The organism is uncultured Gimesia sp., from assembly GCF_963976445.1.
Classification (GTDB): Bacteria; Planctomycetota; Planctomycetia; order Planctomycetales; family Planctomycetaceae; genus Gimesia.
In genome coordinates this window covers 28,775-52,291 of the sequence record NZ_CAXBKP010000012.1, presented here as the reverse complement: position 1 = coordinate 52,291, position 23,517 = coordinate 28,775, and the positions used below count along the sequence as shown (strand labels likewise).

At 50.7% G+C, this 23,517-nt stretch carries 19 protein-coding genes; 10 read left to right on the top strand and 9 right to left on the bottom strand.

The window, feature by feature from the left end; translation table 11 throughout:
- The first annotated feature begins 6 nt into the window (after positions 1-6).
- From AAC022_RS14715 to AAC022_RS14690, 6 genes are all read left to right on the top strand, one after another.
- Positions 7-717 (top strand): sulfite oxidase-like oxidoreductase, encoded by a 711-nt coding sequence (locus AAC022_RS14715; protein WP_339732082.1) that lies wholly within the window; start codon positions 7-9, stop codon positions 715-717.
- Positions 718-1,669: 952 nt separating this feature from the next.
- Positions 1,670-1,930: a hypothetical protein gene (locus AAC022_RS14710; RefSeq protein ID WP_339732080.1), complete on the top strand. Its 261-nt coding sequence runs from the start codon at positions 1,670-1,672 to the stop codon at positions 1,928-1,930.
- Positions 1,931-1,998: 68 nt separating this feature from the next.
- Positions 1,999-2,952 (top strand): DUF1559 domain-containing protein, encoded by a 954-nt coding sequence (locus tag AAC022_RS14705; protein WP_339732078.1) that lies wholly within the window; start codon positions 1,999-2,001, stop codon positions 2,950-2,952.
- A 67-nt stretch (positions 2,953-3,019) separates the two neighbouring features.
- Positions 3,020-7,120 (top strand): cobaltochelatase subunit CobN, encoded by a 4,101-nt coding sequence (locus tag AAC022_RS14700; protein WP_339732076.1) that lies wholly within the window; start codon positions 3,020-3,022, stop codon positions 7,118-7,120.
- Positions 7,121-7,143: 23 nt separating this feature from the next.
- Positions 7,144-7,824, top strand: a complete 681-nt coding sequence (locus tag AAC022_RS14695) for a MotA/TolQ/ExbB proton channel family protein (protein ID WP_339732074.1) — start codon at positions 7,144-7,146, stop codon at positions 7,822-7,824.
- Positions 7,805-8,155: a DUF2149 domain-containing protein gene (locus AAC022_RS14690; RefSeq protein ID WP_339732072.1), complete on the top strand. Its 351-nt coding sequence runs from the start codon at positions 7,805-7,807 to the stop codon at positions 8,153-8,155. The genes AAC022_RS14695 and AAC022_RS14690 overlap by 20 nt, the downstream gene beginning before the upstream one ends.
- 625 nt (positions 8,156-8,780) lie before the next feature.
- On the opposite strand, the gene AAC022_RS14685 is transcribed toward AAC022_RS14690, so the two are convergent.
- Both AAC022_RS14685 and AAC022_RS14680 read right to left on the bottom strand, forming a co-directional pair.
- On the bottom strand, positions 8,781-9,299 hold the full coding sequence (locus tag AAC022_RS14685; protein ID WP_339732070.1) for a hypothetical protein: 519 nt from the start codon (positions 9,297-9,299) through the stop codon (positions 8,781-8,783).
- Between the two features lie 153 nt (positions 9,300-9,452).
- Positions 9,453-9,623 (bottom strand): hypothetical protein, encoded by a 171-nt coding sequence (locus AAC022_RS14680; protein ID WP_339732068.1) that lies wholly within the window; start codon positions 9,621-9,623, stop codon positions 9,453-9,455.
- Between the two features lie 215 nt (positions 9,624-9,838).
- Here AAC022_RS14680 and AAC022_RS14675 point away from each other — a divergent pair, with 215 nt between their 5' ends.
- The gene (locus AAC022_RS14675) at positions 9,839-10,774 is read left to right on the top strand and encodes a hypothetical protein (RefSeq protein ID WP_339732066.1); all 936 of its coding nucleotides are present in this window, start codon (positions 9,839-9,841) and stop codon (positions 10,772-10,774) included.
- 17 nt (positions 10,775-10,791) lie between these two features.
- Here AAC022_RS14675 and AAC022_RS14670 read toward each other — a convergent pair whose 3' ends face one another.
- Positions 10,792-11,238 (bottom strand): hypothetical protein, encoded by a 447-nt coding sequence (locus tag AAC022_RS14670; RefSeq protein ID WP_339732064.1) that lies wholly within the window; start codon positions 11,236-11,238, stop codon positions 10,792-10,794.
- Positions 11,239-11,500: 262 nt separating this feature from the next.
- Here AAC022_RS14670 and AAC022_RS14665 point away from each other — a divergent pair, with 262 nt between their 5' ends.
- Positions 11,501-12,037 (top strand): endonuclease V, encoded by a 537-nt coding sequence (locus AAC022_RS14665; RefSeq protein WP_339732062.1) that lies wholly within the window; start codon positions 11,501-11,503, stop codon positions 12,035-12,037.
- A gap of 488 nt (positions 12,038-12,525) precedes the next feature.
- Here AAC022_RS14665 and AAC022_RS14660 read toward each other — a convergent pair whose 3' ends face one another.
- From AAC022_RS14660 to AAC022_RS14635, 6 genes are all read right to left on the bottom strand, one after another.
- The gene (locus AAC022_RS14660; protein ID WP_339732060.1) at positions 12,526-13,275 is read right to left on the bottom strand and encodes a hypothetical protein; all 750 of its coding nucleotides are present in this window, start codon (positions 13,273-13,275) and stop codon (positions 12,526-12,528) included.
- Between the two features lie 196 nt (positions 13,276-13,471).
- Positions 13,472-15,058 carry a phosphoenolpyruvate carboxykinase (ATP) gene (gene pckA, locus AAC022_RS14655; RefSeq protein ID WP_339732058.1) on the bottom strand — a complete coding sequence of 529 codons (1,587 nt, stop codon included), beginning with the start codon at positions 15,056-15,058 and terminating at the stop codon, positions 13,472-13,474.
- Between the two features lie 186 nt (positions 15,059-15,244).
- Positions 15,245-16,246, bottom strand: coding sequence for an NAD-dependent epimerase/dehydratase family protein (locus AAC022_RS14650; RefSeq protein ID WP_339732056.1), 1,002 nt, complete (start codon positions 16,244-16,246; stop codon positions 15,245-15,247).
- Entirely contained in the window at positions 16,243-17,904 is a 1,662-nt protein-coding gene (locus AAC022_RS14645; RefSeq protein ID WP_339732054.1) for a fatty acid CoA ligase family protein, read from the bottom strand. The genes AAC022_RS14650 and AAC022_RS14645 overlap by 4 nt, the downstream gene beginning before the upstream one ends.
- A gap of 39 nt (positions 17,905-17,943) precedes the next feature.
- Entirely contained in the window at positions 17,944-18,765 is an 822-nt protein-coding gene (locus AAC022_RS14640) for a formylmethanofuran dehydrogenase subunit C (RefSeq protein WP_339732052.1), read from the bottom strand.
- A gap of 30 nt (positions 18,766-18,795) precedes the next feature.
- Positions 18,796-19,584, bottom strand: coding sequence for a hypothetical protein (locus tag AAC022_RS14635; protein ID WP_339732050.1), 789 nt, complete (start codon positions 19,582-19,584; stop codon positions 18,796-18,798).
- A gap of 256 nt (positions 19,585-19,840) precedes the next feature.
- Between AAC022_RS14635 and AAC022_RS14630 the strand changes: the two genes are divergently transcribed.
- Both AAC022_RS14630 and AAC022_RS14625 read left to right on the top strand, forming a co-directional pair.
- A complete protein-coding gene (locus AAC022_RS14630) occupies positions 19,841-21,919 on the top strand; it encodes a HEAT repeat domain-containing protein (RefSeq protein ID WP_339732048.1) in 2,079 nt (692 codons plus the stop codon).
- Between the two features lie 314 nt (positions 21,920-22,233).
- A complete protein-coding gene (locus tag AAC022_RS14625; RefSeq protein WP_339732046.1) occupies positions 22,234-23,511 on the top strand; it encodes a hypothetical protein in 1,278 nt (425 codons plus the stop codon).
- Positions 23,512-23,517: the final 6 nt, after the last annotated feature.

Below are 23,517 nucleotides of genomic sequence, written 5' to 3'. Positions count from 1 at the left end.
TTACAGATGTATAACGGTCCTGAAGCAGAAAAGTACCAGGATGGCGATCCTCCGTCTCCCCCTGCCCCAGATTCCAAAATCATGATCAGCTCAGACACTTTCCGTCAGAACCGGATTCCCGCGGGCCAATCCCGGACTCGTAAATGGCCCGTACTGCATGCCACCACGGTTCCCAAAATCGATTGCGACACTTGGAAACTGGACATTGGTGGCCTCGTCAAAAACCCACTCTCCTTCACCTGGGACGAATTCCAGCTGCTACCCCGCACGCAAGTTTTCGCCGATTTTCACTGTGTCACTCGCTGGTCACGTCTTGGAAATCTCTGGGAAGGAGTCTCCGGCAGAGAAATCATGTCACGGGCCGACGTTCAACCCGCAGCCCAATATGTCATCGCCACCGGTTACGATGGCGGCTGGACTACCAATCTCCCCCTCAAAGATTTCCAGTCAGAAGACGTCCTCCTCTGCGACAAGCATGACGGCGACTCCCTTGACGCTGATCACGGCGGGCCCCTCCGCTTGATCGTCCCCCTACTGTACGCCTGGAAAAGCGCCAAATGGCTCAGACGAATTGACTTCATTGCCGAAGACACCCCCGGCTACTGGGAACGCTGCGGCTACCACAATCACGGCGACCCCTGGATCGTTGACGAAAATAATCCCGACGGCGAACGCTTTCAATCCAAAGACAACATCCCCCCCGGCTTTTTTGACTGAACCGACCACGGTAAGCATATCACGTGAACTTCGTGAACCAGCGCCAGGCAAGTCCCCTGAATGTCGCAAATCACTCCCCTTCTAAATTCCATTGACAATTTCGGAAATCTGCCCCCCTACATTTCCCCCTGAAAACAAGCACTTTATTTCTGCTTGACACCTTCACGCCATTCCCAATAGTAGCGAAAATCGCGTCGCGCGCGAGACGGGGATCACAATTACTGAACTTCCAGGCGTCCTGATGATCTCAGCACTATAAAAACCCCTTGTTTTAACAGATCGGAACCGGAACATCAGGAACCAGCGATCAAACAACTCCCTCACTTCAATCCGCCTTCGTTTGACTTCGTGAATACATAACGCGCTATCACAGGGTGATCCCAGGCTATCCCATGTCGTTAGTTTCAATTCGAAATCCAACTCTCTGCTTGACGCTGACATGCCATTTCCCATGATAACCATTTCACAAGCAAGCTCCCCACCACAATATCGAGGGAGACCGTAAATTCTCGGTCGCACATCCCCCCCACAAACCACACTCTACCAGATAGTGATTTTTCAACGCAGATGAAAATCAGACACTCCCTATCCTTGATAGACGACTCTTTTATCACCTTCCTTTATCTCTGCCTGTCGACTTCCTCGACACATCCGTCACTTCGCGCAACACTTCAGAATCGCCCTCAACAAGAAGCAAAGTGGCGATCATTCCAGCAGGATTTATTTTTCATGTCATAATCCAGTTCCCCACAAGCCTGTTCTCTCGTGAAAATAAGGCCTGAGCCGTTTAAGTTCTTTTCCATCATAGTCCACGTTTCTCCATTTCGTCCCTGTATCCAATAAACGGTATGTGAAATGCGATAGCAGTTGCGCGTGCCAGTGACACTCCCCGCCGAGTTTCCATCTTGATCGGCTCTGCTTCTGAAAAACAACTGTGAAAGAACTCAAGTAAATGAATGTGCGTCTATCAGACAAAGTGCTGCGACCCCTGTTCCTCGCGATCTGTACTTGTATAGCTGGTTGCGGACATGCGCCACCGCAAAAAGAAATTCGTGTTCAATCGCCCGTCGGCAAACCAGGCGTTTGTGATAACTGCAAACAGAAAATCGCCACCGTCGCTGCTGAAAACTTGATGACATATAACGCCATTCAACACGTCGTCTGCAGCGAAAAGTGCGCCAACGAACTCAAACAGAAACTTGCCAGTCAGTAACGCCGTTGCAAAACCGACATCCTGCTGATTCCACTGATAACCCGAACTCAAAAGAAAATATGATAGACATGAAAAACGTCAACCACACGCAACAAAAGCATGGTTTCACACTCATAGAACTCCTCGTCGTCATTGCCATCATCGCGATTCTAATCGCGCTCCTGCTCCCGGCCGTCCAACAGGCTCGCGAAGCAGCCCGGCGATCCCAGTGCAAAAACAACCTCAAACAGATGGGACTCGCACTCCACAACTATGAATCATCCCACCGCCTGTTCCCTCCCGGACACATGGAATCCGGCAATGACGGTCCCTCCTATCGGCACCAGTTCAGCTGGATGACTTACATCCTGCCTTACATCGATCAGGCCAACGTCTACAATTTAATCGATTTCAATCTGATTGACCTCTCGCTCTCCGCCAGCCAGAACCCTGCCTTTCAGCCGGCAGGCAGCACTGACATTGTTGTCTTTCTCTGCCCCAGCGATCCTGTTGGTCGTGTAAATCCCGACTGGGCGCCCACAAATTACCTCGCCAATCAGGGTATTGAATGTGGCTGCCGTAGCGCCGATTGCACAGGTGTGTTTGGCCATAATACCTATCTAAAAATGAGAGACATCACAGATGGCACATCGAATACGATCGCCATCGGAGAAATTCTCAAAGGCGACTTTGACGTCAATACTTTGAACGATAACTACATCGCCACCAGCGGTGCCGATGCATCCGACATCGATACCTGTCAAAGTTCTCCCCCCAATGCTTCTGATATGGGAAACATCTGGCTCGGAGGACACCCTCAAAACAATATGTTCAGCACAGACCGCGGTCCCAACGATCCCCGTCTTGACTGTCGCGCGCCCAATAATGGTTGCACAAATTACGCCGCCCGCAGCGCACACACCGGCGGCGCTCACTTGCTGATGTGTGACGGCTCGGTCCATTTTCTCTCAGAAAATATTAGCCTTGAAGTCTACCACGCACTAGGCACCAAACAAGGTGGTGAAATTGTTGGAGAATTTTAACCCGAGTAAGCCTTTCTGTTAACCAGTTCATACCAGTTTCAATCCTGAAGATTTCGAAGGACAACACGTGCGTTTCATTCATTGGTTTTGCCTGAGCCTGATTCTTGCCGCCGCACCACTGCAGGCAGAACCACCCCTGTCTGCGCCGAAACCGGCTCTGAAAACGCAAACCATTTCCCTGTCGAAACCCACCATTCAACGACTCGCCTTTATCGGCCTGCATGGTGGAATCTTCGAAATCCTCAAACGCTATGAAGACGACTATCAGCTGCAACTCGACTATTTCACCGACGAACAATTGACAAGTGGAACCGTCGACTTCTCCCTCTATCAGGTCGTCTTTTTTCAACACGTTCGTGGTCAGGATCGCGATCACTACCGCAAGTTAATCTCAGCTGGCCAAAAACAAAATCCGAATTTGAGAATCATCTCCATCTCCGGACTCGCGGAAAAACATCTCCCCTTACTCACACAAAAGGGAGTCATCGAACACGATGAAGAACTGAAAAGCTATTACGGTTCTTCACCCGAAAATCTCCGCCGTTTCCTGCTGTATGTAAATGTCAACTATCTTAAACAACCAGGAACGATTCTACCTGCAGAAACGATCGCACGCCTGACGGGCCTGTATCACCCCGATCACGAAGGCATGTTCAAAGACACCGATACATTTCTGAACTGGAGCAAAGAACAAGGGAAAGAAACAAACGATGTTCCTCGCGTCGTGATCGCTGTCCACTCCACACACCTGGCCTTTCAGCAACCGAAAGTAGTCGACGCCTTAGTCCGACAGTTCGAGAAAAAAGGAGTGCTCGCCGTCGCCATGATCGACGGTGGCCCCGACTACGAAACCAACATTTTTCAGTTTAAACCCGAGGCAGTCGTGCACACCTGCCACAGTCGCGAGTCCAGCACGTTTCGTGAAAAGCTAGGCGTCCCGCATCTGCACTCGATCTTTTTCCGCAAGCAATCCATCGAAGACTGGCAGAACAACCTCGAAGGCATTGCCGCCAATGAAATGGCGCTGCACGTCATCAGCCAGGAATTACTGGGCGCCATCGAACCCCAGATCGGTTCAGGCACACTGCATGGCGGCGGCAGTCCTGAAGCCTTCACGCCGATCGAAGACCGTATTGATCATCTGGCAGACCGCACGATCGGCTGGACGAAACTCGCCCGCATGCCCAATGCAGAAAAGAAAATCGCTGTCGTGTACTATGACCGGGAAATGGGTAAAGCCGAGCTGATGCGTGGCAGCGCCACCGGCATGTTTATGAACGGCCCTCGCAGTCTGATCAACGTCTTAAACCGCATGAAGGCCGACGGCTATTCCCTCTCCCGTGTTCCACAAGATGAAGATGAACTGATCGAATTGATGCAAAACCAGGGTCGCCAGATCGGCGTCTGGGCGCCCGGCGTACTTGACCGGCTCGCACGCAGTGGAAATGCAGTCCTGATCCCCGTCGCCGCCTATAAAAAATGGCTCGATGAAAAAGTCCCTCAACCGCAGCGCGAGGCCATCATCAAACACTGGGGACCGCCGCCGGGCAAGTTTCTTGTCTGGGAAGATGTTGGGGAAAAATTCATCGTTGTCCCGCGCATTGATCTCGGCAACGTCATTTTGCTTCCACAACCTCTGCGCGGGGAAGCCCACGACACTTCACTCGTACATAACAAACTCGTCCCCCCGCCCCACAATTATCTGGCGACCTACTTCTGGCTGCAGGAAGCATTCGCTGCTGACGCTATGATTCACTTCGGCACGCATGGCACTGAATTTCTCCTGCCCGGCAAACCCGTCGGCCTGTCTTCGTCTGACTGGTCCGACATGATCATGGGCGTTATTCCCAATATCAATCCCTGGATCATTAACAACCTGGGAGAATCCTCGCCCGTCCGCCGCCGCGCTTATGCCACGCTGATCAATCACCTCGTCCCCCCTTCCGTGAACGCGGAACTCTCCGATGAACTGCTCAACCTGCACAACGACATCGACAAGTGGGTCGTTTTGCAAGAGGGCGCCCTCAAAGAAAAATTCCGGGCTTCCATCACCGACCAGTTCCTCAAAGCAAACTTGCATCAGGATCTCAAAATCTCACTCAAAGAAAAACAACTCTTAACAGCTGCTCAAATCGAACGCGTCCTGGAATACATGCACGATATCCACAATGAGACGACTCCCATCAGCCTGCATATTCTGGGTGAAGCACCACCGCGCAACCTGATGTGTCCCTGGATCGTCACTTGTCTCGGCAAACGATTCCGCGACGCCTTAAATGAAGTCGTCGCAGTCCCCCCTGAAGAAGCCTTGAATCCCGGCGACAAACAAAAATACCTGCGCCAGAAATCGGAAGAGATCGTCACGCTGCTTTTAGACCAAGGCTTCACCCCAGAAGAAGCCGTGCAGTCCGTTGTGGAAAAACCGCTTGCAGGCGAATTGCCCGAGAAAGTCACCAAAGGTCTCGCACTCGCGTTAACCTTAAACGAAGCCTTCACACATACGCACAACGAAGTCGATAACCTGCTTGCCGCCTTGAACGGGAAATACATCCCCCCCGGCCCCGGCAACAGCCCCGACCGCAATCCCGCCGTCGTACCCACTGGCCGCAATATGTATTTAGTGAATCCCGAAGAAGTCCCTTCGCGTCCTTCCTGGCAGATCGGCAAGCAACTCGTCGATCAGTTATTAGCCCAGCACCTGAAAGACAAAGGTCACTACCCGGAAAAAATCGCCTTCACGCTGAATTCATTCGCTACCTTTCAGGATTACGGCGTGATGGAAGCACAGATTCTCTACCTGATGGGCGTCGAACCGATCTGGGATGAACGCAATTTGGTCGCCGACCTCAAACTAATTCCTGCTGCCGAACTGGGACGCCCGCGTGTTGATGTCTTCATCTCCGCACTCGGCTACTACCGCGACATGCTGCCCACTCGTATGCGACTGATTGACAAAGCCATTCGGCTCGTTGCCAGTCAAAACGAGTCCGATAACATCCTCTACAAAAACAGCCAACAGGTGAAAGCGGAACTGGAACAACAGGGCGTCAAACCCGAGAAAGCAGAACGCCTCTCACGAGCCCGCATCTTCGGCAGCCCACCCGGCCAATTTGGGTCTGCCGGCTACTATTATCTCGTCGAACGTTCGGGCGAATGGGACACGCGTGAGGAATTGATGAATACCTATCTCAGTTTTTCCCGCCACGTCTACACCGATGGCATCTGGGGCGAAGATGCCCCCGAAACCTACAATAAACAGATTCAGGGTACCGAAGTTTTGATCCGCAGCTGGTCCGACCGTACACGTAGCCCTCTCTCGAACAAATACGACTGGTACAAAGGGGGCAGCCTTTCTCTGGCCATCAAACACCTGACCGGCAAAGAGCCTGAGTGGTTTTTCTCAGATGTCCGTGATCCCGATCAGGCATCCATGGTCAACGCCGAAGACGCCCTTCGCAAAGACTACCGCGTTCGGCTGTTCAACCGCAAATGGATCGAAGGCATGATGAAAGAAGGTTACGCGGGAGCCGACCAGATCGCCGTCCACGTTTCCAACACGATGGGCTGGAAGATCATGCGTGAGAACAGCGTCACCGACGAAACCTGGAACGAAATCGTCGATACGTATATTCGTGACAAACGCAATCTTAATATTAAGGAATGGTTCGAATCGGAAAACCCGTTCGCCTATCAGGAACTCACCGAAATCCTCTTGGAATCCGCCCGCAAAGACTACTGGAAACCAAGCCCCGAAACTCTGCTGGAAGTTGCCACCGAATACGCCAAATCAGTCGCCCGGCACGGCGAAGGGGGTGGCCTGCGTGGTGGCGGGAATAAAAAACTGGAGGCCTTCGTCGAGAAAGTTCTCAGTGCACCCGGTAGCAAAGAACTGGATTCCCTGCTCGCCGCTTATCAGAAAAAGTCACAGGAGTCGATCACACCTCGGGAACCGACTGCCAATCAACTGGCACAAGCAGAGCAAAACACCGAACAGCATATAAATCAAACAGAACAGGTGGAAGGCAAAGAACTCATGCCGGCCGAACAGGAGCAACCTCAACCCGCTGCTCCCGCGGAATATATCCCTTGGGTCCTACTGTTAATTCTAACCTGCGGAGTTCTCGTCGGCATCGGCTTCTGGGCCGGCCGTGGCATTCCTTCAAAATAACTGCACAAGGACATCAAACGCGAATGAGTTTCCTGATCGAAATCCTGTATACCCTTTCGACGGCATTGCTGATCCCGGTGATTCTGTTACTGCTCGGATTTGTCATCTGGTCACTTATGGAACTTGGCGGCTTTCTGCGCGAATCAATGCAGCGTTCTTCCAGCAAGCTGACTTACGAAACGGCGTTGGCAGAATTCGTGCGAGAGCACAAATCTAAAACCTCTCTCACCAATTCAGAATTCTTCCACAAAACAAATTATCCCGGCCTGCTCGCTTTATTCGCAATCCGTGCCCGTTTGATCCTGAATTCCCCGGAACAACTGGCCAAACTGGTTTCGGAGCTGGAACTCGAAGCTGCCGGCCGCCTGGCCCGTATCAACCTGGGAGTTCGTACTGCTCCCATCCTGGGTCTCATGGGCACCCTCATTCCGATGGGCCCCGCCTTAAAAGGACTCACCGATGGAAATATCGAAGCCTTGTCGCAGAATCTGGTTGTCGCCTTCAGCACCACAGTCTTAGGTCTGTTTGTCGGCGGCGTCTGTTATGCCATGCAGATGTTCCGCCGCCAGTGGTATGCCCGTGACTTGAACGAAATCGAATACATCTATGAGTTGATTCAAGCGGAACCCGCCTCCGACTTCGCTTTAGAATCAAGTCTTGCTTCTTTAAAACGGACGAACCAGCATGCCCTTGAAGCAAAGTAGAAAACTGACCGGGCACCGCCGCCTGCTCGAAAAACAGGAAGACGATCCGCTGAGTAGTGTCGCTAACCTGTTTGATGTAGCCATGGTCTTCGCGGTCGCGTTACTCCTAGCGATGGTTTCGCATTTCCACCTGGAAGACCTGCTACAAAGCCAGGACGTGACCATTCTCAAAAACCCGGGCACGTCCAAAATGGAAGTCATCCGTCGCAAAGGCAAAGTCATCGAACACTCCCGCATCAGCCAGAGCTCAATTCAGGGAGAAGGCGAACGTCTGGGCACCGCCTACCGCCTCAAAACCGGTCAGGTCGTCTACGTTCCGGAAACAGAGTAAAACTGTTTTGCTTCCGAGCTACTGTTGCAGCAGCTTGAATGCAAAATAATACTCGTCTCTTTTACATGTGGTGTTTCTCGAATATACTCTGAGAAGATCGTATTAAACATCACTGTGGTTCCTCACACAATGAATCAGCAGACCCATTCAACAAGGAATCGGCATGACATTTTCCATCTGGATGATTGCAATCACAGGTTGGGGGTTCGGTCTCTCTGCCTATGTCAGAGTTGACCAAATCGAGAAAAAATTGGCAAAGTTAGAAAACCCCGAAGAGTCCAAATCCGTTGAATAAAACAATCATGAGCTGGTGGTAATTCACGAGCGGCATTCAAATTATGTATGCTGCTACTTCATGAGACATTCTTTCATTTGAATTTCCCCTGTCAACAAAGATCGAATTTCATCGTATCTCCTTAAGATATGAAAATCAAAAACAGATAAAACCAGGTGGTCACGAATGCAATTCGGGATGATCGCAGCGAGCAGGAATTCCGTAGTGCATGCGCGCTAAAAAAAAAGTAATCCCTAAGAGAGATCAACTTGAAGGACGCCAGCATGCTGAAGCTGATCAGCGGCTCCCATTTGCATAAAGCATCCCGTCAAAGTCTCATACATCATGAACTTATGATTCGTCAACCACTTGATCCCGGTACGAATCCCAACCATCAAATCCTGAAGTCAGCATCGCAGAGAGTTCTTCTGAGGATGAAACCACAACCGCATCGGGCCAGCGAGAGACAACACGTTCTGCTGTCGCGGTTGAGGTCACGATCGGCCTACTCTCTTCCATGGCAGCCAACATGATCAGATTCCCCGTATCCGCCAGCGAGTATAGGAACTCTGCCAACTCCGGTGTCAAGGAACGCAGCGCTGCCATTCCCCCACCGAATTCGTCTTTTCCTGACAGACCATCGAAGAAAAGTTCCAGACCAGGACCATCTTGAAAATCGATGACATAACACCCGAATTCACTGGGATCGCCTGCACCTGCCGAGGCAATCAACTTCTGCAATGCCTCTCGCTCGGAACTGGTCACCGTTTCCCCAACAGGTTTTTGAACCACTTTTCCTGTGAATGGATTTACTGCTTCCTCAGTCTGATCACTGAGGTGAGAGGTTTGAAAAAAAATGTCGAAACTCATAATATTCAGTTCCTTAAAGGGGGACTTGCTGAAATGGATGTTAAAATTTACCTCGACCTGTTCTTTGAGCAAGACCATATCTTTCGCTTTAAATCCCGGTCAGAAGACTGGGAACGTCTCATTCAGATCTTCGAATTCTTCAGGCCATTTCTGTTACTGACTCACATAATGCACCAGCGTGTCCGATGTATTCCAGAGATCAGAGAACTCCCCCATCGCACGAAACGAGTTTTGCATGATCACAATCAGCAAGATCAGGGAGGAAACCAGAGTCACCAGAAACAGTATCAAGGCCCCCTTGATCACCTGCATTCTTCCAATCATTCCGGTCTTCTCTCCATCTACTGAAAATTCAACGCTGGTATTTTTAGTTTTGCTCCATTCTATTATCCTGACTTGAGGGCAGGAATACCAGATTCTTTGGTTCATCAGGAACCAGTAATTCACTGATACAAATCAACCAAACCATTCCCGAACCGACTTTGATCGAATACAATCAAGGGAGAAACAACCATTCATCTCAAGAAGAAGAATTCAACATGCCTGTTCGCCTCATCCAAGCCTCATTGTTTCTTTTCTGCGCGATCGGATTCGCTCAAGCAGGATTCGCAGACACACCACCTGACGGCAATGCAACGATCCGACGCAAGGCAGGTGACTCCGAAATTGTCATCACCACCACCAATCGTCTGGCGGGCGCGATCCACTCCCTCACCTGGAACGGGAAAGAATTTATCGACAGCTTTGATCACGGTCGGCAACTGCAGTCTGCCGCCAGCTTCGATTGCAGCCTGCCCGGCGAATTCTGGGCCGAACGCTATAACCCAACCGAAGCCGGCTCCCGCTCTGACGGCGTCGGCCCGACCTCATCCAGCAAGCTGCTTTCACTCCGTGCAACAGAAAATGAATTACAAACCACGACCCGCATGGCTTACTGGTTAGCCCCTGGCCAAAAGTCATCGGGCAGACCCGCACTGAATGAAAAAATTCTCTCGAACCATCTGCTTTCCAAACACGTGCGCATCGGCTATCAAAACCACGCTAATGTCATTGAGTATCTCGCCACATTTACTGTTCCCAAAGGCGAACAACACACCTATGCCCAGTTTGAAGCACTCACTGGTTATATGCCCGCCGAGTTTGAAACATTCTGGACCTTCAACCCTGAAACCGGAAAAATCAAACCGATCGACGATGGTCCCGGCGAACAGAACCTGCCCGTCATATTAAGCACGAAAGACGGCAACTACGCAATGGGCGTGTATTCTCCGGAACAACCATCCGCTGGCTTTGAACACGCCGGCTACGGCCGCTTCCGCTTCACGGCTGCCAAAGTCGTCAAATGGAACTGTGCCTTCCGCGTGCGCAATCAACAGGGTATTCCCGCAGGCAAATATCCCTTTCGCGTGTTCGTCGCCATCGGTACTCTCGATGACGTCCGACAGGCGCTGGCGTCACTTGTAAAAGAACTGTAATTAGCAGATAAGACCGGCTATTCCACGGTTCGATACGGTTGATAATGATAATACTTCGGACGGTCATCGAGCCGTATATGTAGCCAGGAGACACCGGCTCCCGCGGTACTCAACCACACCGGTTTCGCACTAATCCGCTGCTGCATCGCAGCACCGACGGCTTTCCATAGCTCCCGGTTCTGCGATTGGGGAGCATCCCGGACAAATGACGCCAGATGACCATAGGCCGTCGCCACGACCTGTGGACATGGCACTACCAGAGTCGCATCCGCTCTCAGATTGGGAAATACAACTATTCCAGTTTCTTGAACATCTCGAAAGTGCGCCGCAAATGTCTGTTCATCGGGAGTACCAGCCAGCCCCGGGCTGTCAATCAACACAAACTCAAATGGCCTGTTGACTGTTGCAGTCGAAATAGGCGGCGTCTCCCAGCGAAATGCAGAAAAAGGAGAGTCAGCTAGCAAGGAGACGAACCATGCGCAAAAGTCCGTGTCCTGTTGCCAAAGCCTGAGAACTTCCGCATACGAAACAGGCTCAAAATCATCTTCAATAGTGAACCTGAGAATGCAACGATCAACAACCGGTTCGCAAGATACATTCCACATACAAACTCCCTGGTGACGATAGGATTATTGTAAAAATGGTTTTACAATGATAACAGGGTTCGCTTCTGAATGGCATGAGTCAGCATTAAATCCACAGCCAGACACACTTCTAAACACATTCATGAAAGTTTTTATTTTGAACCTGGTCCTGGACGTACAATATCGTGATGATGATTCCGCGAAGGTCGCAGGTATTCTGTTTCAGGAATGGGAATCAGATCTTGTTGAAGCTTCATTGGTAAAAACCATTCCCCAGGTCGCTCCCTACGAACCCGGCCATTTTTATAAACGCGAACTCCCCTGTCTGCTGGAATTGATTCTCGACATTGACCGTCCCCTGGATGTCATCATTATCGACGGCTTCGTCACGCTGGGACAGGACCAACACCCCGGTCTAGGGGCGCATCTCTATCATCAACTAAACAAGCAGACTCCCGTGATCGGCGTGGCCAAATCCCGTTTCGCGGATACCCCCGAGGAAACCCACATCTATCGGGGAGAAAGTAAGAATCCGTTATTTGTCACGTCCCTCGGCATTCCACTCTCCGAAGCAAAACACAAGATCACCACCATGCACGGCGAGTTTCGCATCCCCACGTTGCTCAAACGCGTTGACCAGCTCTGCAGAGCTGAAGACGAATCCACAGGCTCTACGTGAGGTAAAAAAGGGCCCACCACAGGTCTAACCTTCCCGTGGTGGGCGTGGATGCACTGACTTTCAGTCGTTGGTCGTTGACAGTATCCGTTTAAGCCATCGTTTAATCTATCGCTCGAACGACCTTACCATTAGGTCCACCCCTTCAAAATTTCAAACGTCAATGGCACGCTTGATAAACGCTCATAAGTGAAGGGGGCGAGAATCGAACTCGCATTTTCGAGTAGTTACTTCCGGCAGTCGAGACAACAACCAGTGCAAATGAGTCTAGAGTGATAAACTAAACTTCATTTTTGTTCGCTACATTTGCCTCTGCCTTTGGGCTACCTCGCCAGTGAAACATTCCAAAGTGGCGAGGGCAGGACTCGAACCTGCAACTCGATGCAACAAACAGATCAGCTTGAGTCTGATACTAAATCTTGCACTCTACGATTCGAGTGCGACTCTTGAAAAGCATCATACCAGATACAGGGGCGTTTGCAATCCGTTACTTACTCAGCCGACACCGTCGTATGGAACAGGTAATCGAAGATCGGACGTGACACATCGACCGAGGTGACTTCCGTCATATTGGCCGTCTCACGGGCAAATTTCACAGCATCGATCAGACGCCCCACTCGCTGCAGTGTTGCATTTTTCTCAGTAGCCGGAACCGCCCCGGAAAACTTGATCGTGTTCCATTTTCCGACCACCACGTCTTCGCTGTAAGTCTCAACCTGTGCAGGATGGTGTTCGGTCGCTTCCGCCTTCACGTGGTTTCGCAAGACTTTTTTTGTCTTGTTGGTTTGCGTGACTTCGCTCCCATAGCAGTTGGCGGCGTCCGACCACTGCCAGTTTTCAGCAGGATCAAGTACCGGCAACGATGAAACAAATGTCTGAATGTCCTGTAACTGCTTTTCAAGGAACAGCATATAAGTGACAGGCACATCGGTCAAAATGGTCTGATCATCAACGACAATATCGGCTTTGGCCTGGGTGTTCGCCCAATCCTGCGTCGCTACAGTGTCAAATAAACCAGCCAGAGATTTCGAGACCTCTTCGATGGCTTTAGGAACGGAATACTGAATGTTTTTCTTTTCTGGAGGGAATGTCTCCCCATCGTCATCAATTGGCTGATAAGTTCGGGTGATTCCTTCAAACAGAGCAGACTTCTGAACCTTCTTGTATGATTCCGTGATCTCACGCGTGGTCTTAGTCTTCTTTCCGTTTGCAACGGCAATGATTTGATTGAGCTTCGACATTTCACTTTCCTTCTTGTTGTTCTATTCTGATTCGTTTTTCGAATTCGAACAAATCATGGTATAAATGTCAAGCAACCACACAGGGATGCGCAATTCATTCATTACCGCGCAGCAGAAAAGAAACCAGAGGTAGAAACAGACCTACTCAGATTCAACCTGACAGGCAACAATCTCCTGCCAGGTGATCTCCCAATGCTTATACCCGCGGCGCCGCGGCGAGAACTTCTTCGGAAACACCGGATGCATATTTCATAAAGTTCTCATTAAAAGCGGTGGCCAGTTTAATCGCAGTCGCTTTGTAGGCACTTTGATCGGCCCAGGAAGTATGAGGCACGAGCATCTTGTCATCCACATCGGGACACTTCGTCACAGTCGCCGTTCCGAAAATCGGGTCGACCTCGGTCGGAGCATGATTCAGCGTTCCCGAATGAATGGCGTCGATAATCGCCCGCGTATGCTGCAGGCTGATCCGATTCCCCACGCCGTACGCCCCACCGTTCCAGCCGGTATTCACCAGCCAGACGTTTGCGTTGTACTGCTTGATTTTGTCTGCCAACAGATCTGCATATTTCCCTGGATGCCAGACCAGGAACGGCCCGCCAAAGCAGGGAGAGAACGTCGCTTCGGGTTCGGTCACACCCATTTCTGTTCCAGCCACCTTCGCGGTATAACCACTGATAAAGTGATACATGGCCTGCTCGGGAGTCAGCTTGCTGACCGGAGGCAGTACGCCAAACGCATCACAGGTGAGGAAAATCACATCAGTGGGATGATCTGAAACACATGGAATTTTGGCACTGGGCATATACTCAATCGGATACGCGCCACGTGTATTCTGTGTAAAACTGGTATCGTTGAAATCCACATGATGATGCGATTCATCATACACCACGTTTTCCAATACCGCACCGTAGCGCAACGCCTGGAAGATTTCCGGCTCGTTTTCCCGCGAAAGATAAATCGCCTTGGCGTAGCAGCCCCCTTCAATATTGAACACGCCATTATCGGTCCAGCAATGCTCATCGTCGCCAATCAGATAACGCTTAGGATCTGCAGACAGCGTCGTCTTACCCGTACCCGACAGACCAAACAGAACCGAAGAACGGCCCGTCTGTCGATCTGCGGTCGCCGAACAGTGCATCGACAGAATCCCGCGTTTGGGCATCAGGTAATTCATCACTGTGAAAATACCCTTCTTCATCTCCCCCGCGTATTCGGTTCCGAGAATCACGATCTCGCCGTCTTCAATACTCAGGTCCACACTGGTCTTGGACGTCATGCCGGTTGTAAAACGGTTGGCCGGAAACGTGCCTGCGTTGTAAATCACATAGTCGGGCTTGCCGAAGTCTTTCAGTTGTTCCTCAGTCGGACGAATCAACATGTTGTGCATGAATAGCGCGTGATAGGGCCGTGAACAGATCACACGGACCTTAATCTGATATTCAGGGTCCCAGCCGGCGAACGCATCAATCACATACAGGTGCGGGCAGATATTCAAATAATCGGTGGCTCGTTCCCGATTGCAATAAAACGCATGTTGATCGAGGGGATAATTTACATCGCCCCACCAGATATCTTCTTCCGAGCTTTTATGTTTGACAACACGTTTGTCCTTGGGAGAACGACCTGTCTTATCGCCGGAATACGCGAGCAAGGCCCCGGTATCCGAAATCGAAGCACCAGGCTCATAGCGAATTGCCTCTTCATACAAAATCGAGGGATCGGGATTCCGCATAACCCATTCCACGTTGATGCCATGCTCGGACAGATCAAACGACTCCATTTTGCCACTCCATTCACGTAATTGAAATTATGAGACTTTCCACATCCTGAGCGAGCTGGAATTCAGAAAAGCCACTTATCTGTTCTAATCGCCGCAAGTTTAATCTCTATCAGTATTTTCACCAATAGAGATTCGCACCTTTGTATCCAGTTTTCTGAAAGCATTCGCGAGGGAAATCAGGCAGAACTATTGTGCAGCGAGACGCTTCAATTCCGGCTCCAGGCGTCGCATCGCCTCTGCATAGTCAACAATCGGTTGATAGCCAAAATCATGCCGGGCGCGGCTGATGTCGTAATAATGCGAGCTGCTCAGTTGTGATGCCAGAAAACGCGTCATCGGCGGTTCGCCAGGCAGATGCAATATGCGATACAAAAATTCCATCACACCCCCGATCCGCTTGGCCGCTGTAACGGAAATCTGTTTCTGTACCGGCGTTAATTCCGCCAGACCCAATAGCTGATTGATCCACTCCCATAACAACACCGGCTCCGGCTCATTGATAAAATAAGCCTGCCCTCCGACCGGGGAATCAGCAAACAGTCGGGCGGCTGCCTGTAAGTGAGCGGCTGCCGCGTTCTCCACATAACTCATCGAAACCAGATTGGTCCCGTCTCCCACCTGCCGCAAACGACCGGATTTGGCGCGTTGAATTAACCGGGGAATCAAATGATTATCGCGCGGCCCCCAGATTAAATGCGGCCGGAGCGCCACCGTAGCCAGTCCGTTTTCACCATTGGCCGCCAACACTGCTTTTTCTGCAAGCATTTTCGTATGCGGATAATGACAGAGAAAATGCTCGCTGTAAGGCAACTTTTCTGTCGCATTTTCATGCGCAGCGCCATCATAAACCACGCTAGGCGAACTCGTATAAATCAACCGGGACACACCTTGCGTTTTGCAAGCTTCAAGAATATTCAGCGTTCCCTGCGTATTGATACTATAGAAATAATCCCACGGCCCCCAGATTCCGGAAACCGCCGCCGTATGATAAACCGTGTCGATTCCCTCACAAGCCTGCATAACGGCAGTTGCATCACGAATATCCCCCTGCACCGTTTCAACGTTCAATTCGCTAAGACGCGGATATTCACCACGACAGAAGACACGAACCGTCTCCCCCGCTTCAACCAACTGCTCCACTATATACAGACCAAGGAAGCCGCCTCCCCCGGTAACAAGTACGTTCATCGGATCTGTTTCTCTGCCCAGGGTACCAGTTTTTCGCGAAAGATTTTTACATTGTGCCGAATATCGACAGGCAACGAACGATGAAACAAAATCGTTTCAATCGACTCGGTTAATGGATTAGCCTGCCCTAATGCCAGCAGTTCCTGTGTTAGTTGATCACGGGCGGATTGACTTTCAGGGAAGTCCCCCTGCTCCGGTTCCACAATAATCACCGGCTTCTGCGCCGTTGCATCGCCAACCCCCACTAGTGCACTGCGATAGATATGCCGATGCTGGTTGAAAATCGCCTCACAACAAATCGTGAACATCGACCCACTTGCAGTATGGACTATATGTGCTTTGCGTCCGCAGAACCAGAGTTTGCCCGCCGCATCACGATAGCCGACATCACCCATCCGATGCCAGAACCGCTCGCCATCGGAAATTTTCGCCAGCCGCGTTGCTTCAGGCCGTAGAAAATATTCGCGCGTCGCCATCGGCCCTTGTACGATAATCTCTCCGATCTCACCTGGCGCGAGTTCCGTTGCCTGTTCGATCGAAGCAATCGGTTCGTTGTGAATTTGAATAATTTTCACCTGCACTCCCGTAAAGGGAGAACCCACACACGTCCCGGCACCGGATGCCGTCTGTGCTGATGTTTGCTCCAGCACTTCACGCCCGCTGATCGAAGCGACCGGCAGCGATTCGGTGGCTCCATAAGGCGTATTGATGTCGGTTTCTGGATTCACAAACGTCTTTCGCATGCGTTCGATCACATGCACGGGAACTGGCGCCCCCGCAGACAGGACTCGTTTTAACGAAGGCAGTTGTATCTGATGCTGCTCACAATAACGGCCGATCCGATTCCACATCGCCGGCGAACCAAAAGCCTGCGTTACTCCCTGATCGTTAATCTGGCGAATGATCTTCTCTGGATCGACCTGCGCTGGCTTGGTCGGATTCATATCGGGAACGACCGTCGTCACGCCCATTGCTGAATTGAATAACGCAAACAGCGGAAAACCTGGCAGATCGACTTCTCCCGGTTGAATCTGATAATAATCGCGCAACAGATCCACCTGCGACCAGAACATTCCGTGTTCGTACGCCACCCCTTTCGGAGGCCCCGTGCTGCCACTCGTGAAGATAACCGCCGCGGGATCCGTCGCCGTACGCTGTACGATTTCGAACGGTGACCAGTCTCCGCCCAGCAACCATTGATAATCCAGCCCCGATGTCAAAACCGGTTTGCCTATAGTCACATTTAAGCGGGCTTTCGGAAAGGATCGCCGTTTCAGTTTCCGAATGAGCTGTGCCAATGGAATCGCCACGAAGCCTTCCGGTTCAACTTCTGACAAACAGCGAATGATATTTTTTCCACCCATGCCTGGGTCGATCAAAATAATCACAGCGCCCGCTTTGAATAATGCAAATGTCAGCGCGATGAATTCCAGACCAGGCCGGACCATCAATGCCATCCGGGTTCCCGGTTTCACGCCGAGCTGGATCAGACCACGGGCCAGTCGATCACTCTCCTGATCAAGTTGCTGAAACGTCATGCTGGTGTAGGCATAACGGCCCTGTTTATCTTTTCCTGCCGGAAAGATAACTGCTTTTTGGAAAGGGTAATCCTGAGCCGACTGACGAAGTCGATCGGCGATGTTACGTTGTGTAGACATGAGCAAAAGGAACGCGAGTGTCAAAAGGAGCGGCACTCATCACTGACGGACCAGAATCTCCCCCTTGCCAAGAGCCAGAAAATCCCCACAGTATCGTCGATATTCACTCTCAAAACAATTGTCGGGAACCGGGAACCCCGCGGTGCTTAATTCTCGCAGAAAAAAAGAAAGCCACGTCGGTCGATACACACACGAATATTTGAACGTCGGCAGCAATTCCGGCTCATCAGATTCGCCAAACAGACCAATCGTACCGCGCCGCATGCCGGCTCCCAGTCTTCTGCCGATTTTCCCAAACGAAAAAATTGAACCGGCAATCATATCGAAGCCTGTCGCTTCACCCGAGGTGCCACCAATCACAATCGTGCCACGACGCATGCGGTGCCCCGCTTCATTGCCGACATTCCCGTGAATCAAAATCGTCCCGCCGTTCATGCCCCGTTTGCTTCCGGGATAGGCAGCTCCCACCAGATCGCCGGCGTTGCCTTTGATGCATAATGTGCCCCCCTTCATCTCGGTCGCTATCGAGTCGGCAGCATCGCCTTCGACCAGAATTTCGCCACCGGTCATTTCAGCGCCCAAATGCATTCCGGCGTTGCCTTCCACGCGAATCTGTCCCGCGTTCAGGCCGGCGCCGATATATTTCACACGCGAACAATCACCCGACCAGACCAGTAAATCTTCGTCGCTTGAAGTTTGTTGTACGTCAAAAAAATCGCCCATCGTCAGCCTACGATTGCCATGCAAAACGGGCAGGCCGCGAATCTGATCTACCGATTGCCCACTCACAGAGGCATGATTCACCGAAATCACTTCAAGAGGAACCGTGAGCGCTTGCTGCAGTGTAAACGTGAGAGCCATTCGAAAGTGTTTCTTTATCAGCTACAGCGATTAAGCAGTCTTACCCATGTTGGCCAGACCTTCGATGAATCCACGTGCAGACAGATAATCATTAGGCAGCATGTTTCGAATTTGCCCGCGGAGGATATTTTTCATCACGATCGCTTCACTCTCAATTTCTCCAGACAGGCTTGATGTCACACCTGTTGAATTTTTCAAAGAATATAACTCCTGCATTTTATCGCGTGACGCTTGATATTCATCACCCATCAGTGATTCAGGCCAAGAGATTTCACCTGTCGCAGGATTGAGCTGACTGGAGCTTAACGTTTCTTTATCCTGAGAAGAAGCCGCATTAAAATAAGGGCTTAAACCGGATTCTTGCATTTTGCGATTTTTTGCGGCTTGTGCATCAATGGCTGCCTGACGCTGCTGAGCTTGCATGTCTTTAATCGCTGCCGCTTCATGCATCGATTCTCGCTGTGCTTTTTGGCGTGCGACATAAGTCTCAGCCAGTTTCTTTTGATTATCAAGATACTTACTGTTGGCTTCCTGGTAGTTAACCATTGCCTTAGATCGAGACTCAGCGGCTTGTCCTTGAGCACGAATCAAAGAAGAGCGAGTATCTCCCCAATTACCACCATAATAACCACCGCCGTAATAGCCACCACCATACCCCCAACGGTTACCATAATAGACCGAAGGGCTGAGTCCTCCCCCAAAATTATAGACAGTCTGTCTCGGGAAGAACGGGCCAGCAGCGCTTGCCCTATCCCCTGCAGAAAACAGGATGATCAAACATAATCCGGAGAGGGTCATTTTGCGTATCACTGTTTTCATCTCGCACCTCTAAGCATAAATTGACAATAAACCACCCTCGACGTGAATTTTTCAATTCCTGTCAGCAAGGCTTATATGTTTTCCTGATGAATCTGAGCAGAATAACTTGATTTTTGAACTCAGATCATGATATCTATTACATTATAGTTTAATGTTCTCCTTTCAATTTCGCCAGTCTTTCTTGAGAAGGTAATGTGAATTCTTTTCCTTTCGGAAAATCTGGCATTCGCAACGATGATTAGCAGGAACTATGCTCATGCGTCAGCTACTAACAGCAGGACTTTTTTTAGGGATTTGTCTACTCACTTCCGATTTCGTCTCTGCACAAGCTCCTGACATCAATTTGCTGATTATTGAGTTAGACAGTGAGAATGAAGAAAAACAGGCATTGGCCGCACATCAACTGGGAGAGCTTGGCCCGGTTTCCAAAACCGCAGTTCCCGCACTGATTCGCGTGGTCAAAGGCGGTTCCGTCTCTTCGCGGAGTGAAGCCATTATCGCGTTGGGAAAGATTGGTCCCGCTGCAGCCCCTGCTGTTCCTGAACTTACAAAACTCCTGCGAAGTAATTCTGTCATTCTCAAGTTTAATGCACTGCAAGCCTTAAGGCTTATTGGTCCTGCTTCGCGCCCCGCAGCAAAACAAATGGCACCATTATTAGATAGCAATAATTCCTACATCAAAGTTGCTGCCGCCTGGGCGCTCTGGTCTGTTGATCCGGAAAACAAAGAAAATCAGAATCAGGTAATCAAGGCATTACTCAGCAGCCTTGAGGTCTCAATTAATGAAGTGAGTTCCGATGCTGCCGTCGCACTTTCCGAAATCGGTGAACCGGCAGTCAAACCATTGCTCGCAGCACTAAAGAAAGAACACTCCGCAGATCATCATTCCGAATGTGGGAAAATCTGTGATGTTTTAGCGCAAATGGGAGTTCGAGGCGAAACAGCAATTCCCACTTTACTGAAGGTATTGAACTCGGAAGATCAGAACCTCGTCTGGCACGCGGCTCATGCCTTGGGATCGATCAATGCCAAGCCAGAGGAAGTGGTCCCCGCCTTAACCAAATTGCTGAGCAGTTCCTCTCCCATTGTACGTGCACAGGCTGCGATTGCGATTGGTGATTTTGGAGCAGAAGCAAAATCAGCAGTGCCAGAATTAATCAAACTGCTTTCCGACTCTGATCTGAATGTCAAGCTTGATGCGGCATCGGCACTGGGAGAAATTGGCCCGAATGCCTCTGCTGCTGTCCCGCAGCTTGCCGCTGCCATGCAAGCGGGACCGACCTCTTTAACCCTGACGAGCGCCTCTGCTCTGGCATCCATTGGTGAGGCGTCTGTTTCCTCGTTAAATGAAATGTTAATCAAAGATTCTCGCCTGAAACTGCTGGCGATTCATGTTTTGGGTGAGATCGGTGCATCCTCAAAAGCAGCCATCCCGGAATTGGTGAAACTCACAAAATCTTCCGACGCCGATATTCGCGAGACCGCGATTATCAGTCTCGGAGAAATGGGCCCAGCGGCAATCTCAGTCGAACCGGAGCTACTAAAAATCCTGGAAGACTCCACAGGAAAAACTAGAAACACAGCCGTGTATGCCCTTTCAAAAATCGGTAGTAAAAAAGTATTGCCACTCATTAAAAAGTACGCGGAATCCACCACCGAAGACGAACGATTTCGTACGGTCTGTGCCTGGGCACTCTTAAGAGCCAACCCCACCGATCCCGCAACCGTGAAAGCGGCACTGCCTGGATTGATTAAGGTACTTGCCGATGAAAACCCCCTGCTCCGTAGAGAAGCAGCCAATGCCATCTCACTCTCGGGTCCGCTGGCAAAATCAGCAACACCAAATCTCACCCAAGCCCTCAAAATGGAACAGAATCAGGGTGTCGTTTTTGAACTGATTACGGCTTTGGCAGAAATCGGACCACCAGCTGCTTCTGCCATTCCGTTGATCACTCCCTACGTAAGTTCTGACAACCCCATGTTACGCGTGGCTGCCACTTATGCATTGGCCCGTTTTGGAAAACTAGCGAATTCTGCAGTTCCGATTCTGGAAAAAGAACTCGCGAAAAACAGCAAAGATGAAAACGCAATCACTCTGTGGGCATTAACGAAAATTGATCCAAGCCCTCAAAGAGCCAAAACAGCAGCCCCCGCGATGACGGAACTTGTCACAGAACACCCAAATCCGGATGCCCGCCTGGAAGCGGCGATCAGCCTGGGAGAATTTGGCATCAATACTCCTGAGATCATTACAGCGCTGAAAACCGCTACCAAAGATAAAGATCTAAACGTGAAAAAAGCAGCAGAAGCAGCACTCAAAAAACTGGGAAGCTGAGAAGTCAGAGCATAAATTACGTTGTTTTTTCTCAACACGAATTTGAGTCATGTTGAGAAAAAACAACATCGCGATAGCGCGTCGTCAGTTCACAGTACCGGCTGACAGCTAATAACTGCGTCTTCGTGTAATGATAACCAGTATATTCCCAACGCTTTATCGGTGCATTCTGTGTCGACCGCGTTTTCCCAAGGGAAATAAAGGAAACAGGCTCCCTCAACCGGGAAAGTGGCATGATTGTTGCGATTCTAGTTCAAGTGCATTTACAAATGATGTAATCACTCGTCTCATCTCAGCCAGTACCGGAGCGCACTATGATCACAGTTGCTGAAATCAATGACATCGATCGCATTGATAATTTTCGGCTGGCATGGCGTTCCCTGCTCGGCAAAACCAAAGGAGTCACGTTCGCCCATTCTCCTGAGTGGCTGGAACAGTACTGGGAGCACTTCGGCCAGGATCTCAAACTGCGCACGCTGATGGTCACGCTGGGAAATAAAGTCATCGGTATCGTGCCCCTGGTTGTGAAACCGGTTCCCACCAAAATGGGAACCATGCGCGTCCTCACCTATCCACTCGATGGCTGGGGCGCATTCTTTAGCCAGATTGGGCAGAACCCAGCCGCCACCATGGTCACCGCCATGAGGCACATTCGCACTTCTAAGCGTGATTGGGATCTGATAGACCTGCGGTATATTGATCAGGATGGTCTCGACCGCCAACGAACTTCCAATGCATTCAAGTCGGTCGCTTTTCAGGGAAGCCAGGCCGTCTGGCAGCAGCTTCCTCTTGTAAAGACACAAGATACAAACTGGAGCACTTATCTCGGCAGTCGCTCATCTCAGACACAACAACAGATTCATTCCGCAGAACAGATCACGTCCAAAGCGGGACACGTCGCCTTTTATCGTTCACGGCTGGAAGATCCGCTCGCGCCCGGCTGGAATCCCCGCTGGGATCTCTGGACCGAATTCGAACAGATGGAATTCTCATACGGAAACCAGACCACGATCGCCGGTGGTTCTTATGCAAACAGCAGGAAACTGGCCTTTCTCCGCGAAATACATGGTCCTGCCGTTCGCGCAGGTCTCGCACGGATTGACGCCCTGTTTATCAATCATACACTGGTTGCCTGTGCTTACGGCTTACAGCATGCACAAGGCACCGATTACCTCGCATTAGGCCGCCAGAAAAACGCGTCCCCAGAAGTCATCACGACTCTGGTCTCCCGCATGATTCAGCAATCGATTCACGATGGAGAACCATCGCTGAACCTGTCATTGCTCAATCCTCAGTTCGCCGACATGTGGAAAAATCAGAATCAAAAAAGCTACCGCTGCTCGCATTTCCCCATTACAGCGCCGCGGTCACAACTCTTACGCATCAACCGCTGGATTCAGCAACCAGTGCCCAAACCAAGTCGAACGGAAATGGTCGCTACGACCAAACCGGAGCTGAAATTGTCGCAGACAACAGACTCGGATTCCAGCATTGAATTTACTGCGGAAGCACCACCAGAATGGGACAGCAACCAGACGTCACAGACGTCACGTACCAATGAAGATCGCCCCCGATTTCGCGTTGTCGGCTAGCAGAGA

Excerpts from the sequence above, each read along its gene's own strand:
- AAC022_RS14715 (WP_339732082.1), top strand. The coding sequence starts at position 7 with ATGTATAACGGTCCTGAAGCAGAAAAGTACCAGGATGGCGATCCTCCG.
- AAC022_RS14710 (WP_339732080.1), top strand. The coding sequence starts at position 1,670 with ATGAATGTGCGTCTATCAGACAAAGTGCTGCGACCCCTGTTCCTCGCG.
- AAC022_RS14705 (WP_339732078.1), top strand. The coding sequence starts at position 1,999 with ATGAAAAACGTCAACCACACGCAACAAAAGCATGGTTTCACACTCATA.
- AAC022_RS14695 (WP_339732074.1), top strand. The coding sequence starts at position 7,144 with ATGAGTTTCCTGATCGAAATCCTGTATACCCTTTCGACGGCATTGCTG.
- AAC022_RS14690 (WP_339732072.1), top strand. The coding sequence starts at position 7,805 with ATGCCCTTGAAGCAAAGTAGAAAACTGACCGGGCACCGCCGCCTGCTC.
- AAC022_RS14685 (WP_339732070.1), bottom strand. The coding sequence starts at position 9,299 with ATGAGTTTCGACATTTTTTTTCAAACCTCTCACCTCAGTGATCAGACT.
- AAC022_RS14680 (WP_339732068.1), bottom strand. The coding sequence starts at position 9,623 with ATGATTGGAAGAATGCAGGTGATCAAGGGGGCCTTGATACTGTTTCTG.
- AAC022_RS14675 (WP_339732066.1), top strand. The coding sequence starts at position 9,839 with ATGCCTGTTCGCCTCATCCAAGCCTCATTGTTTCTTTTCTGCGCGATC.
- AAC022_RS14665 (WP_339732062.1), top strand. The coding sequence starts at position 11,501 with ATGAAAGTTTTTATTTTGAACCTGGTCCTGGACGTACAATATCGTGAT.
- AAC022_RS14660 (WP_339732060.1), bottom strand. The coding sequence starts at position 13,275 with ATGTCGAAGCTCAATCAAATCATTGCCGTTGCAAACGGAAAGAAGACT.
- pckA (WP_339732058.1), bottom strand. The coding sequence starts at position 15,058 with ATGGAGTCGTTTGATCTGTCCGAGCATGGCATCAACGTGGAATGGGTT.
- AAC022_RS14650 (WP_339732056.1), bottom strand. The coding sequence starts at position 16,246 with ATGAACGTACTTGTTACCGGGGGAGGCGGCTTCCTTGGTCTGTATATA.
- AAC022_RS14645 (WP_339732054.1), bottom strand. The coding sequence starts at position 17,904 with ATGTCTACACAACGTAACATCGCCGATCGACTTCGTCAGTCGGCTCAG.
- AAC022_RS14640 (WP_339732052.1), bottom strand. The coding sequence starts at position 18,765 with ATGGCTCTCACGTTTACACTGCAGCAAGCGCTCACGGTTCCTCTTGAA.
- AAC022_RS14635 (WP_339732050.1), bottom strand. The coding sequence starts at position 19,584 with ATGAAAACAGTGATACGCAAAATGACCCTCTCCGGATTATGTTTGATC.
- AAC022_RS14630 (WP_339732048.1), top strand. The coding sequence starts at position 19,841 with ATGCGTCAGCTACTAACAGCAGGACTTTTTTTAGGGATTTGTCTACTC.
- AAC022_RS14625 (WP_339732046.1), top strand. The coding sequence starts at position 22,234 with ATGATCACAGTTGCTGAAATCAATGACATCGATCGCATTGATAATTTT.